This is a genomic window from Sulfitobacter sp. CW3 (assembly GCF_019392245.1).
Lineage (GTDB): Bacteria > Pseudomonadota > Alphaproteobacteria > Rhodobacterales > Rhodobacteraceae > Sulfitobacter.
Genome location: NZ_JAHXRL010000004.1, coordinates 394,796 through 407,069 on the forward strand (window position 1 = coordinate 394,796; position 12,274 = coordinate 407,069).

Consider the following 12,274-nt stretch of genomic DNA (forward strand, 5'->3'; position numbering starts at 1 on the left):
GCTTAACCCAGTTCTTCGGTCGAGGATGCAGCGGCTTCTTCGTCGCGCAAACGATGCAGATGCGCGATAAAGTACCGCATATGGGCATTATCTACGGTGCGCTGCGCCTCGTTCTTCCAGGCATCATAGGCGCTGGCGTAATTCGGGAAAATGCCGACCACGTGAATGTCATCTACATTTTTAAACGCTGTTCCGGTTGGCGAAACCAGTTCTCCGCCAAAGACGAGGTGTAGGCGTTGGGTCATAGTGCAGTCCTTTGTTCTCGGATGAATGCCGATGCCGTTATCTAAGGCAATGGGTCACGTCTGGGCAAGGCTAGCAAGCAAATCCGCATGGATCGACGCACCGGCCGCCAATACGCCATTTAGTCGCGGATCAGGGTTGTTAAAACGTAAAGATGCCCCGGATTTGTCGGTGCAGTGCCCGCCCGCCTCGGTTACGATCAAAGCCCCGGCGGCGATGTCCCATTCCCAGCTTTGGCGCAATGTCACCATGCCATCAAACCGCCCTTGCCCCACAAGCCCCAGCCGGTAGGCCAATGACGGTCGATGCGCACGTTTAAAGCCGGGATCGCCGGCGATCCAATGCTGCTTTTCCATGACGGGTTTCGTGGCAAGTATGGTCGCGTTCTCAAGGCCTTTGGTCCCAGACGCGATGATCGTTTGATCGTTCAGCGTGGCACCACCGCCCAATGAGGCGGCATAAAGCCTATCGAGCATTGGCAGAAACACCACAGCGGCGGTGATTTCGCCGTCCCGCGCGATGGCAAGGGAATGCGACCACGTATCGGCGCCCTCGATAAAGCTGCGCGTGCCGTCTATCGGGTCCACAATAAAGACGTGGGATTGATCCAGCCGCCCTGCGCCATCTTCGCTTTCCTCGGACAGCCAGCCATAATCGGGGCGTGCTGCCGTCAGGGTTTCATGCAACATTGCATTCACGGCCAGATCGGCCTCGGTGACCGGGCCGGCATCGCCCGGCTTGTCCCAGCGTTTCGCTGTTTGCCCCGCAAAGGACGTGGCAATCTGGCCAGCCTTGCGGGCGCAGTCGATCAAAAGGCCAAGATCATGCACCGGCAAGGGTCATTCCCGGAACCAGAAGCGACGGCACAACGCGGCTCAGATGCGTGCGTGCGTCGTTTGCGGGGATAATGCTGCCCAACATGTCGCGCAAATTGCCTGCGATGGTGCATTCGTTGATCGCATGGGTGATTTCGCCATTTTCGATCCACAGGCCGGACGCACCGCGCGAATAATCGCCGGTATTCGGGTTGATCGTGGACCCAATCATCGAGGTAACCAGCAAGCCGGTTCCCATCTGTTTGATCAGGTCGTCCCGTGTCGCATCGCCTTGGGTCAGTTCGATGTTCCACACAGCGGGGCTGGGGTTTGATCCGGGGCCGCGTGCGGCGTTGCCTGTCGGGGCCATTTCCAGCTTGCGTGCCGTTGCCAGATCAAGCGTCCAGCCTTTTAATGTCCCGTTTTCAACGATGACGCGCCGATTTGTGGGCAGGCCTTCGCCGTCAAAGGGGCGTGATCCGGATGTGCGGGGGCGATGGGGGTCTTCGATAATCGAAAGGCCGTCAGGCAACACCTGTTCGCCCATCGCATCCCGCAGCCACGACGCACCGCGCGAAATTGCCGACCCGCTGACAGCGGCCAGAAGGTGCCCGATCAGTGTCGAGGAAATACGTTCGTCAAACAAAACCGGATAGGCACCTGTTGGCGGTTTGCGCGCATCCATCCGTTCTAGTGTGCGTTGCGCGGCCAAGGTGCCGATGTCTTCGGGGCTGCGTAGATCGGCCTGAAAAATGCGGCTGTCGCCATCATAATCACGTTCCATCGCGGTGCCACTGCCCGCAATCGCGACACAAGACAGCCCCCGATCCGTGCGGGTGTATCCCCCCTCAAAACCGTTGCTGGCGGCTAGGTACACCTGTTGTTCGCCATAGGCCGCGCTGGCGGATTGTATTTGCGAAATCCCTTTGACGCCTAGACCTGCGGCTTCGGCCCGCGCTGCGTCATCTTGCAACGTCTGTGGCGATGGTTCGGGGGTCGGGTCGGACAGCTCTAACGCGTCGATGTCCCAGCTTGTGGATAGTTGATCAGGATCGGCCAAACCGGAATAGGGGTCTTCTGGCGCTTCTTTCGCCATGGCGACGGCGCGGGTGGCCATTTCCTCGATTGTGCGAGTGGATGTGTCGGACGCGGACACATTGGCCGACCGCTTGCCCACGAAAACACGCAGGCCGATGTCTACCCCTTCGGCCCGTTCAGCCTGCTCCAATGCGCCGCCGCGCACGTCGACACTAACCGATGTGCCGCGTACGGCCATGGCGTCAGCACTATCGGCACCAGCGTTTTTGGCTGCATGCAAGAGCGCTTTGGTCAGCGCATCAATGGATTGCGACATTTGGATATTCCTTGAGCTTTCACAGGGTAGCTATCGGCCCCGGTCCCTGTCTGCAAGGGACCGGGCTGCGGGGCAAAGACAGAGCGGCCTATTTAATCCGTTGGCCATTCGCCAGAATTGCGCCGGACCGGGTGAATTCGATTTTGGTTTCAAGCGTGTCATCCCCGTCGCCGGGTATCGCAAACATCGCCATCACCATACGCGCGCCCATCGCGGTTTGCGCGGGCAACAACCCGGAATCGACCAGCGTATTCAACAGGGTATTCCCGCCAACCAGTTTGAGGTTAACAGCCCCTGTGGGTTTCGGCGTGCTATCTTGTGCGGTGGGGCCTGCGTTTTCAAAGGTCGCAGCACCAAAGCCTGTCAGTCGCGCGCCAAGCGCATCAACGATCAGCGAATTCAGCTTAACGCTTTCCGGTAGGGCGGGCATCTCCATGGTGCCAGCCATTTGGCCTGCATTCTGCATGTCCAGATAATCGGACAGCATCGTCGCCGTTCCCGTCATATCCAGCGCAACAGAGGCCGGGTCACGCGGCAAGGTGCCTTGGGGATTTAGCATGCCCCAGACCATATCCGACATGGTGAAATCGGTCAGGTTCAGACCCAAGGCAAAATGTTGCGGTGTGTCTGACTTCATCGCTGGCGCGCTTAGGTTAAAGGAGGCATTTTCCATGGCAAAGGACAGCAGGAACGGGAATTCCGCCGGCTGCACCGAAACGGTCATGCCTTCGCGGGTGCCAGCATAGCTGATCCCCTCGGCGCTGGTTTCAAAGGTAAGCGTGCCGCTTTCGGCGGCCATCGCGATGGCCATATTCCCGCTATTTGGGTCTTCAATATCTACGGTCATGGTGCTGTTGCCTGCAGTCATGGTGCCTGCAACGTCCATTCCCGCACGCAACAGCCCCGTCATATCGCTGACCTGTGCCAGCGCCAGCGGCAAAAGACCGTTGGACTTAAAGCTGAGGTCGGCCGACGTGCCTTGGGCCATAGCGGTCGCGGGTTCATTAGGGTTCTTGAATTTCAGGTCATAGATGATGGAACCGATCGTCGCAGTTTGCGCGTAATCGCGCATTGCGCCCAATGTGCTTTCTGTTCTGCTTTGAACATCCTGCATCGCCATGGTCATCTGGATCGTGTCAGCGTCCAGCGTTTCATCCCCCACTGTCATCTGATCAATGCTCAGCCCGACAGTTCCGGCGGTATAGATGCTGGTCATATTGGTGGGCGTGCCACTGACTGTCATCGCTTGGCCCGACTGGGTGATGGTCAACGTCATATTGACGGGCTCCGCATCCATCGTTGTCGGGGTCGTGGTAAACGAGAAGGGCATCACGGAGGGCAGCAGTACGGCGACACTACCGTCGTCATTCTGTTCAAAGCTGATGCTGCCAAGGGACAGGGACATTTGCCCCTGTTCGTCCTTGGTGACCGGTTCCAGCCGCAGGTCGCTGACCGTCAGCCTGTTACCTGCCATGCTTTCGTTCGCCGTCAGCAGGTAGCCCGTGCCCTGCATATGGCTGCGCCAATCCTGCCATACGTCCTTGGGGGTGATATCTGCCGCTACGATCTGCGCCGTCGACAAAAGGGCAAGAGCTGAACAGCCCAAAATGGTGTGAACTCGGATCATCATTAAAATTCCTTTGTCGAATGCGTACCGGTGCCGGTTCGTCTACGCCTAATAGATAATTGGCATTGGCCACCATACAAGGCAAAGCAGTTTTTGGCCAAGGTTGGGCTTTGGGCTGGTATCGGTTTATGCAGGTGCTAAGTATCGACTAAATACATTTGATTGGTAAATTTACGAGCCATAAAACGCTGAAACTTGGGAGAATTGACATGGAAATGACAGGCAAGACAGTGATGATCACGGGCGCAAGCCGCGGTATCGGGGCAGAAGCTGCACGCAGTTTCGCCAAAGCAGGGGCGAATGTGGTGCTGTTGGCGCGATCCCAAGATGCCATCGCTGATCTGGCAGGCGAGATCGGCCATCAGGCCATCGCGATCCCCTGCAACGTTGCCCGCTTTGGGGAAATGGCGTCAGCGGTTGATAAAACGATGCAAGAGTTTGGTCGTCTGGATGTGCTGATCAACAATGCCGGTGTCATCGATCCGATCACGCATTTGGCAGATTCCGACCCTGACCAATGGGGGCTGGCCATCGATATCAACCTCAAGGGTGTTTATAACGGGATGCGCGCCGCGTTGCCCGTGATGAAAGACGCCGGTGGCGGGACGATTTTGACCGTAAGTTCCGGTGCCGCGCATAACGCGATCGAGGCATGGAGCGCTTATTGCGCGTCCAAAGCTGCGGTGAATATGCTGGGCAGATCCGCCCATCTTGAGGAAAGCGCCAATGGCATTCGCGTCATTGGTTTGTCACCCGGCACCGTCGCCACCCAAATGCAACGCGAGATCAAGGCAAGCGGCATCAATCCGGTCAGTGAACTGGCATGGGAAGACCACATTCCCGCCGATTGGCCTGCCCGCGCGCTGCTTTGGATGTGCAGCCCCGCAGCAGATCGGTTCTGCGGCGAGGAAATATCCCTGCGTGACGAGAGCCTGCGCAAAGAGATCGGGCTGATATGATCGATTATACCCGCGAGGGTGACATCTGGACGGCAACCCTGAACCGGCCCGAAAAGGCCAATTCCCTGACGCATGACATGCTGGTGTCATTGGCCGAGTTTATGGAGGATGCACAGGCGGCACGCGCTGTGATCCTGACCGGCCAAGGCAAGGTTTTTAGCGCAGGTGCCGATCTGGACGAAGCCCGCGCGGGTCTTGCCGTATCCGACATTTGGGAACGGCTGTCGGGGGCCATTGCGGCGCTGCCGGGGCTTAGTATCTGCGCGATGAACGGCACGCTTGCTGGCGGGGCGATGGGGATGGCGCTGGCCAGTGATCTGCGCATTGCAGTGCCCACGGCCAAGTTCTTCTATCCGGTGATGAAGCTGGGGTTTTTGCCGCAACCCAGTGATCCTGGTCGCATGGCTGCTTTGATCGGGCCTGCCCGGACCAAGCTGATCTTGATGGGTGGCCAAAAGATCACCGCAGAGGATGCGTTGTTGTTTGGGCTGGTCGACCGCATTGTCGAACCCGAAGCCCTGCTAGAGACGGCGCATCAGATCGCCGCTGACACTATTGCGGCGACACCCGAGATTGCGGCGGGCATCAAAGCAATGTGCGCAGCACAGCCCGGATTGTTAGACGGCTAGGGCCGTTCGTCCCTTAGATAAACGGTACGAAGGGCACGCCACATGCAGTTAGGGCGGCCAAGGTCGTCAGAATGAAGAAAAGTCGCATCGGTGTTCTCCCGGTGGGGGTCATTCATCAGCATCATCGTGCAATCAGCTTTCACTCGGGTTAAGGCAAGTCCTTAGGTTCGTATTTTCCGCAAAGGTATCTTTATGACCACTGTAGCACAGACACAAAAGCAGGCTGTCGTAATTGGCGCGGGTCCTGCGGGGCTGATGGCCGCCGAAATGCTGTCAGAGGCGGGGATGTCGGTCACTGTTTGCGATCACAAACCGTCGGTTGGACGTAAATTTCTGATGGCGGGGAAATCCGGGCTGAACCTGACCAAGGTCGAACCCCATGATACGTTTATGAACGCTTTCACGAATGCCAAAGACCCGCTTGCGCCGATCATATCAGCGTTTGACGGGGACGCTGTGCAGGCATGGGGCACCGGGCTGGGGCAAGAGGTGTTCACAGGTTCAACGGGCCGCGTTTTCCCAACCGTGATGAAGGCATCGCCGCTGTTGCGGGCCTGGCTTGTGCGCCTGTCACAGGCCGGTGTTCAGATGAACACGCGTTGGCGCTGGACCGGCTGGGACGACGACAAGCTGGTTTTCGACACACCGGAAGGCACCCAGATGTTGCAGCCCGATGTGACTGTTTTGGCGATGGGCGGGGCCAGCTGGGCACGGCTTGGGTCAACCGGTGAATGGGCCAAGGTTCTGGCCAGCGATACGCCGTTCACCCCCTTTGCGCCCGCAAACGCTGGCATTGCGATGGAATGGTCATCACATATGGCGGCGCATTTCGGTACGGCCCTCAAGGGAATCGCGCTTAAGTCGGGTACCTACCGTTCACGGGGCGAGGCGATGATCTCGCGTCACGGGTTTGAGGGCGGCGGCGTCTATACTGTGTCGCGCGGCGTGCGCGAGGGGCACCCCTTGATGCTGGACCTTTTGCCCGATCAAACGGTCGAGGCATTGACGGCAAAGCTGGACCAGCCGCGCGGCAAGATGAGCACGGCAAACTTCATGCGCAAAGCGCTGAAGCTTGAGCCGGTCAAGATCGCTGTATTGCAGGAAATGGCGCGGCCTTTGCCACAGGATAGCAAGAAACTGGCCAGACTGCTCAAGGCGCTACCGGTCAAACACGAGGGTTTGCGCCCGATGGATCAGGCGATTTCGACGGCGGGCGGGGTGAAATTCGATGCCGTGGATGACACGCTTATGCTGCGTGGCCGGCCCGGTGTTTTCGTCGCTGGCGAGATGCTGGATTGGGAGGCCCCGACAGGCGGCTATCTGATTTCGGCCTGCCTTGCGACAGGCCGATGGGCGGGGCAACATGCCGCCGCTTGGGCGCAAAAGGACTAGCCTTCTTTGGTTGCGGCCGCTTTGAACGCGGGGCGGTCGCGCATCGATTTCGCCCAGGCACCCAGTTTATCATCCACGCGGTCGAACCCCGCGCCGATGGACCAGTTGATGCAATGGGTGGCCAGCAGATCGGGCACGGTGATCGTGTCACCCATTAAGAATGGTCCGTCAATTTTGTCTGACAATACCTTGGCCGAGCGTGCGAATTCGGCTTTCAGGCTGGGCTTGATTTCGGGAACGCGGTGCTCTTCCGGGAAGACAAAGCTGTGTTTGGCCGCGGCCCACAGGATCGCGTCCATTTCATCAATCAGCCACAAGGTCATGGCATCTTGGCGGGCGCGTGCGGGCGTACCTGCTGGGGCTGTCAGTTGGCCGTGCTTGTCGGCCAGATACTGCATGATCGCCACGGAATCCGTCAGATCGTCATCGCCATCGACCAATGCGGGGATTTTCCCGGACGGATTGTATTTCTTCGCCTCGTCCGACCCTGGGCCGCAGACGACCTGCTCGTAGGGTTGACCCAGTTCTTCTAACATCCACATGACGCGCATCGCGCGGGATTTGGTGGCTCCGATGACTTTGTACATTTACGTGTCCCCCCTAGGAATTTCGACCAAAGTTAGCGTTGCGCGCCCAACATTGCCAGCCGGATAAAGGCACGTTCAACCAGCGCCATCGTGGGCGCATGTTGGCCCGCTGACCGCAGCGTCAGATCGGTATCCGTCAACACGGTCAACGCGGTTTCCAGCTTGGCCGCGCCCCAGCTTTTGGCCTGACGCATGGCGCGGTCGCGGTCGCGGACACCCCATATCTGCCCGCCGGGGTTGCTGGCGATGCGGTAAAGTGTGCGAAAATGGCGCGTGGCCATAATGATCAAGGTAACGGCATTCACGCCTTGCGCTTGCAGTTTTGCCATCACCGGCCCGATGTCGCCAGCACGGGCTTCGGCCACGACGTGCAGGATATCGTCAACTTCGGCCTCGGTTGAGGTGGGCGCGCAATTGCCAACGTCTTCGGCGGTCAGGGGGCCATGATCGCCGATCTTGTATAGGGTGATCTTTTCGACCATCTGGCGAAAATCACCGGGGTCCAGCACGCGGGCAAGTTCGCTGAGCGATCCCATTGCATCGGGTTCGGGGCTTAGCTTGGCCTCGGACAATATACGCTCGATCTCGGCACGGTCGGGTGGATTGTCATAAATGGGCGTAGCAAAGGCGGTTTTATGCGCCTCGAACGCCTTAAGAACCTTTGACGTTTTCTTGAGATCGCCAGCGGTCACCACGATTTGCGCATCGCCCGGCTGCCAATCGGCCAGCGCGTCGATCAGTATTTTGGCAATGTTGTCGTTCGCGTCTTCGACAAAAGCAGCGCGGGGGCCGGGAAAGAAGCCAACCGCCTTTAACGCATCCAGCAGCATTGGCGGATCACGGCGCAGGTCGGCGGCTTGGATACGGGTCAGCCGCATTTCTTCTTCGGCATTGGCACCCAGCAACGCCTTAAGGAATTCCTGCCGTTTCAGGGCGACGCGCATCGCATCGCTGCCGTAGATCAGCAGCCCTGTTTTGTTCGGGTCGGGCTTTTTGAAATAGGCAGTGGCGTCGCGGGGCGGCAGTTTCATTGGGTCAGGTCAGCCGCATAAAGCCGGGTCACGATCTGGTCGGCCAGCATTGTCATCAAGCGCACCTGGGCATCGCGTTCAGCGGCAAGGGTCGCAACGGTGGACCCGGTCGCGGAATAGCCGGTAAAGTTTTCGACGTTACCGGACGAAACGATTTGCCCGGTACCAAGGTCGCGCAGCGCAAAGTCGGCTTTGCCAATCAGGTTGTAGCGTCTGGTGTTGTCGGCGGTATCAATCGCCAGACCTTCCTCGCTGGTGGTCACGGTTAGCGCCAGTCCGTATTTGGCCGCAGCAGGGCGGCCCAACCGCGTCTCGATCTCGCGGACCAGCGTATAGGTGAACGCATCGTCTGGCGCGTCCACTGCAACACTGTTTTGCAAGGCTGTACCCGCGCCACCGGGGCCATAGACGGGTTGAAACCCGCAAGCGGCCAGCGCCAGCAAGGGCAGCGCCAGCATAAGGCGGCGGTTAGGCAACGACATTGACGATCCGTCCGGGCACTACGATCACCTTTTTAGGCGTGGCACCATCAAGGGTACGAATAACAGCTTCGTGGCTCAGCGCGATCTTTTCAACCTCTTCTTTCGACATATCGGCGGGCACCTGAATTTCGGCGCGCCGTTTGCCGTTGATCTGGATCGGCAGCGTCACGGTATCATCAACCAACATCTTTTCTGACGCTTTGGGCCATGGGGACGTGGTGATCAGGCCCGCGCCGCCTTGTGCAGCCCAGATTTCTTCCGACAGGTGCGGGGTCATCGGGGCCATAAGCTGTGCAAGGGTCATGATGGCCTCGCGCTGTGCGGCGTGTCCGGCCTTGGATTTATGCAGCGCCGCAGTGAAAGCGTAAAGCTTGGCAATGGCTGCGTTAAAGCCAAAGGATTCGACGCCCATTGTCACATCGTGAATGGTTTTGTGCATGGCGCGCAGCAGGTCGTCATCGCCTTCGCCGCTGGCATCTTGCGCCATTTCGGTGATCCGGTTCGAGATATTCCAGACCCGGCCAAGGTGTTTATACGAGGCTTCGGCACCGGAAGCTGTCCATTCCACGTCCCGTTCTGGGGGGGAATCAGACAGAACAAACCAGCGCGCTGTATCTGCGCCATAGCTGGCAATAATGCCCAGCGGATCGACGACGTTCTTTTTCGACTTCGACATCTTCGCTGACGGAATGATCTCTACCGGGGTACCATCGGCAAGCTTGCCGTCGGTTACGTCCTCGGGCAGGTGATAGACGGGGCGGCCGTTCTCGCCTTTGGTTTGGTAAATCTCGTGGGTCACCATGCCTTGGGTGAACAGCGCATCAAAGGGCTCAATCGCCTTTTCTGGCAGGTGCCCCGTGATCTGCATCGCGCGGGCAAAGAAGCGCGAATAAAGCAGGTGAAGGATCGCGTGTTCGATGCCGCCGATATATTGATCGACGTTCATCCAATATTCAGCGTCTTCCATGACAGTCGGGGTATCGGCGTGGGGCGCGGTAAAGCGGGCGAAGTACCACGACGAATCGACGAACGTGTCCATTGTATCGGTTTCACGCTTTGCGGGCGCGCCACAGGACGGGCAGGCACAGTCGCGCCATGTCGGATGGCGGTCCAGCGGATTGCCCGGCACATCAAAGCTGACGTCATAGGGCAGTTCTATCGGCAGGTTCTCTTTCTTTTCGGGAACGACGCCGCAATCGTTGCAATGCACAACGGGAATCGGGCAGCCCCAATAGCGCTGGCGGGACAAGCCCCAGTCGCGCAGACGGTATTTGGTCACGCCTTGACCGACGCCTTTTGCTTCGCATGCCTCAATCGCTGTCGCGATGGCCTCGTCTCCGGTTTGCCATTGCTCGCCTGCAAAGCCACCGTTGTAATATACGCGTTCCGATTTCGCCGGAACGTAGGCTTCGGTCACTTTGGGATCAGCGTCTTCGGAGGGCAGGAAGGTCGATGTGATGGGCAAACCATATTTCGTTGCGAATTCAAAATCACGCTGATCGTGCGCAGGGCAGCCAAAGATGGCACCCGTGCCGTAATCCATCAGGATAAAGTTAGCGATATAAACCGGCAATTCCCATGACGTATCAAAGGGATGGCGCACGCGCAGACCGGTATCCATTCCCAGCTTTTCCGCAGTTTCAATCGCTTCTTCGGTGGTGCCCCCCTTGCGGCATTCCGTGCAGAACGCGGCGATTTCGGGGTTATCTTTCTCAAGCGTCTTGGCAAGCGGGTGATCGGGTGAAATGCCGACGAAACTGGCACCGAGCAACGTATCGGGCCGGGTTGTGTAGACTTCGATCCGGTCAAAACCGTCCGGCGCATCAATGGTCGAGAACGCAAATTGCAGGCCGCGCGATTTGCCGATCCAGTTGGCCTGCATCAGTTTGACCTTGGCGGGCCAGTTATCAAGAGTATCAAGCGCGTTCAGCAATTCTTCGGAGTGATCCGAGATTTTGAAGAACCACTGCGTCAGCTCGCGCCGTTCAACCAGCGCGCCTGACCGCCAGCCGCGACCGGCCTCGACCTGTTCATTGGCCAGAACGGTCATGTCGACCGGATCCCAGTTCACGATGGCGTTCTTACGGTAGACCAGACCTTCCTCAAGGAAATCAAGGAACAACGCTTGTTGCTGGCCATAGTATTCCGGATCACATGTGGCAAATTCGCGAGACCAGTCGATGGACAGTCCCAGCGGTTTCATCTGGCCGCGCATGTCGGCGATGTTGCCATATGTCCAGTCTTTGGGGTGGCCGCCGATGGCCATCGCCGCGTTTTCGGCGGGCATCCCAAAGGCGTCCCAGCCCATTGGGTGCAATACGTTGTGGCCCGTTGCGATCTTGTAGCGCGCGATCACGTCACCCATCGTATAGTTGCGCACGTGGCCCATGTGGATGCGCCCCGACGGATAGGGGAACATCTCAAGCACGTAATACTTTGGCTTGTCGGCAGAACGGACAGCTTTGAATATATCGTCTTTTTCCCAGGCGGTTTGCCAGCGGGATTCGATTTCGGCGGGGGAATAGCGGGACATCTTGGCAGACCTTATCAAACGAAAAACGCCGAGCGAGCGACTAGCGCGTGGCCCGGCGTTGGAATGGAGAATGTGTTAAGTGCGGGCTTAGAATTTGTTATCGGCAATCCGCATCTCGCGGGCGCGGCTCAGAATAGCATCTTCTACAGCGCGAGACGTCGCTTTGTTTACCATGCGGCCGCCGCGTGTTTGCAGCGCGATGTTCAAAGACCGCCCATCAAGGGCCGGATCATCGATCAGAACAGTTGCGCGGTATGATTGGCCGCTGCCGGGTGGCGTACCGTATCCTGTGACAATCACACCTGTGTAAGGATCAATCGACTGGATCGGCAAAAAGTTCAGCACTTCTAGCGATGCGGACCACAGGTATTTGTTAACAGATACGCTGGTGTCAGTGTTCTTGCGGTTGAATATCGACCAAATCGTATTTTCGGTGTTTGTCTCAATATTACCCGGAACGTTCGCGCCCGCTCTTTCTTCTGCAGAGGGGCCTTGGGGCGGGCCAAAGCCGAAGCCACTGCAAGCACCTAAGGTTGCCAACGCCATAAAGGCGATTGTGGATTTAAATACCGAAGCGTGCGCCATTCCAGCCGTCCTTTGCCTATTTGGACACTGGTCTAAA

General features: G+C 58.2%; 12 protein-coding genes. 3 read left to right on the forward strand and 9 right to left on the reverse strand.

Annotated features, from left to right (window positions below):
- Positions 1-2 precede the first annotated feature (2 nt).
- From KZZ06_RS11985 to KZZ06_RS12000, 4 genes are all read right to left on the reverse strand, one after another.
- Positions 3-245 carry a DUF4170 domain-containing protein gene (locus KZZ06_RS11985; RefSeq protein ID WP_037228020.1) on the reverse strand — a complete coding sequence of 81 codons (243 nt, stop codon included), beginning with the start codon at positions 243-245 and terminating at the stop codon, positions 3-5.
- Positions 246-299: 54 nt separating this feature from the next.
- Entirely contained in the window at positions 300-1,079 is a 780-nt protein-coding gene (locus KZZ06_RS11990) for a 3'(2'),5'-bisphosphate nucleotidase CysQ (RefSeq protein WP_219580278.1), read from the reverse strand.
- Entirely contained in the window at positions 1,066-2,412 is a 1,347-nt protein-coding gene (locus KZZ06_RS11995) for a TldD/PmbA family protein (RefSeq protein WP_219580279.1), read from the reverse strand. Before KZZ06_RS11995 ends, KZZ06_RS11990 begins: the two co-directional genes overlap by 14 nt.
- 88 nt (positions 2,413-2,500) lie before the next feature.
- Positions 2,501-4,042, reverse strand: coding sequence for a DUF2125 domain-containing protein (locus tag KZZ06_RS12000; protein ID WP_257884322.1), 1,542 nt, complete (start codon positions 4,040-4,042; stop codon positions 2,501-2,503).
- 206 nt (positions 4,043-4,248) lie between these two features.
- Between KZZ06_RS12000 and KZZ06_RS12005 the strand changes: the two genes are divergently transcribed.
- The 3 genes from KZZ06_RS12005 (at position 4,249) to KZZ06_RS12015 (ending at position 7,019) form a co-directional block, all read left to right on the forward strand.
- Complete coding sequence (locus tag KZZ06_RS12005) at positions 4,249-4,998, forward strand: SDR family oxidoreductase (RefSeq protein WP_219580280.1); 750 nt, start codon at positions 4,249-4,251, stop codon at positions 4,996-4,998.
- Positions 4,995-5,627, forward strand: a complete 633-nt coding sequence (locus tag KZZ06_RS12010) for an enoyl-CoA hydratase/isomerase family protein (RefSeq protein WP_219580281.1) — start codon at positions 4,995-4,997, stop codon at positions 5,625-5,627. Before KZZ06_RS12005 ends, KZZ06_RS12010 begins: the two co-directional genes overlap by 4 nt.
- A 192-nt stretch (positions 5,628-5,819) precedes the next feature.
- Positions 5,820-7,019, forward strand: a complete 1,200-nt coding sequence (locus tag KZZ06_RS12015) for a TIGR03862 family flavoprotein (protein WP_219580282.1) — start codon at positions 5,820-5,822, stop codon at positions 7,017-7,019.
- Here the strand turns inward: KZZ06_RS12015 and KZZ06_RS12020 are convergent.
- The 5 genes from KZZ06_RS12020 to KZZ06_RS12040 form a co-directional block, all read right to left on the reverse strand.
- Entirely contained in the window at positions 7,016-7,606 is a 591-nt protein-coding gene (locus KZZ06_RS12020) for a glutathione S-transferase family protein (RefSeq protein WP_219580283.1), read from the reverse strand. The genes KZZ06_RS12015 and KZZ06_RS12020 overlap by 4 nt on opposite strands.
- Positions 7,607-7,638: 32 nt before the next feature.
- Complete coding sequence (holA, locus tag KZZ06_RS12025; protein ID WP_219580284.1) at positions 7,639-8,637, reverse strand: DNA polymerase III subunit delta; 999 nt, start codon at positions 8,635-8,637, stop codon at positions 7,639-7,641.
- Complete coding sequence (lptE, locus tag KZZ06_RS12030) at positions 8,634-9,119, reverse strand: LPS assembly lipoprotein LptE (RefSeq protein WP_219580285.1); 486 nt, start codon at positions 9,117-9,119, stop codon at positions 8,634-8,636. The genes holA and lptE overlap by 4 nt, the downstream gene beginning before the upstream one ends.
- Entirely contained in the window at positions 9,106-11,652 is a 2,547-nt protein-coding gene (gene leuS / locus KZZ06_RS12035) for a leucine--tRNA ligase (RefSeq protein ID WP_219580286.1), read from the reverse strand. The genes lptE and leuS overlap by 14 nt, the downstream gene beginning before the upstream one ends.
- A gap of 87 nt (positions 11,653-11,739) precedes the next feature.
- The gene (locus KZZ06_RS12040; protein WP_219580287.1) at positions 11,740-12,237 is read right to left on the reverse strand and encodes a DUF3576 domain-containing protein; all 498 of its coding nucleotides are present in this window, start codon (positions 12,235-12,237) and stop codon (positions 11,740-11,742) included.
- Positions 12,238-12,274 lie beyond the last annotated feature (37 nt).

Bases quoted from the DNA above. Each gene is read 5' to 3' on its own strand.
- KZZ06_RS11985 (WP_037228020.1), bottom strand. From the start codon at position 245: ATGACCCAACGCCTACACCTCGTCTTTGGCGGAGAACTGGTTTCGCCA.
- KZZ06_RS11995 (WP_219580279.1), bottom strand. From the start codon at position 2,412: ATGTCGCAATCCATTGATGCGCTGACCAAAGCGCTCTTGCATGCAGCC.
- KZZ06_RS12000 (WP_257884322.1), bottom strand. From the start codon at position 4,042: ATGATGATCCGAGTTCACACCATTTTGGGCTGTTCAGCTCTTGCCCTT.
- KZZ06_RS12005 (WP_219580280.1), top strand. From the start codon at position 4,249: ATGGAAATGACAGGCAAGACAGTGATGATCACGGGCGCAAGCCGCGGT.
- KZZ06_RS12010 (WP_219580281.1), top strand. From the start codon at position 4,995: ATGATCGATTATACCCGCGAGGGTGACATCTGGACGGCAACCCTGAAC.
- KZZ06_RS12015 (WP_219580282.1), top strand. From the start codon at position 5,820: ATGACCACTGTAGCACAGACACAAAAGCAGGCTGTCGTAATTGGCGCG.
- KZZ06_RS12020 (WP_219580283.1), bottom strand. From the start codon at position 7,606: ATGTACAAAGTCATCGGAGCCACCAAATCCCGCGCGATGCGCGTCATG.
- holA (WP_219580284.1), bottom strand. From the start codon at position 8,637: ATGAAACTGCCGCCCCGCGACGCCACTGCCTATTTCAAAAAGCCCGAC.
- lptE (WP_219580285.1), bottom strand. From the start codon at position 9,119: ATGTCGTTGCCTAACCGCCGCCTTATGCTGGCGCTGCCCTTGCTGGCG.
- leuS (WP_219580286.1), bottom strand. From the start codon at position 11,652: ATGTCCCGCTATTCCCCCGCCGAAATCGAATCCCGCTGGCAAACCGCC.
- KZZ06_RS12040 (WP_219580287.1), bottom strand. From the start codon at position 12,237: ATGGCGCACGCTTCGGTATTTAAATCCACAATCGCCTTTATGGCGTTG.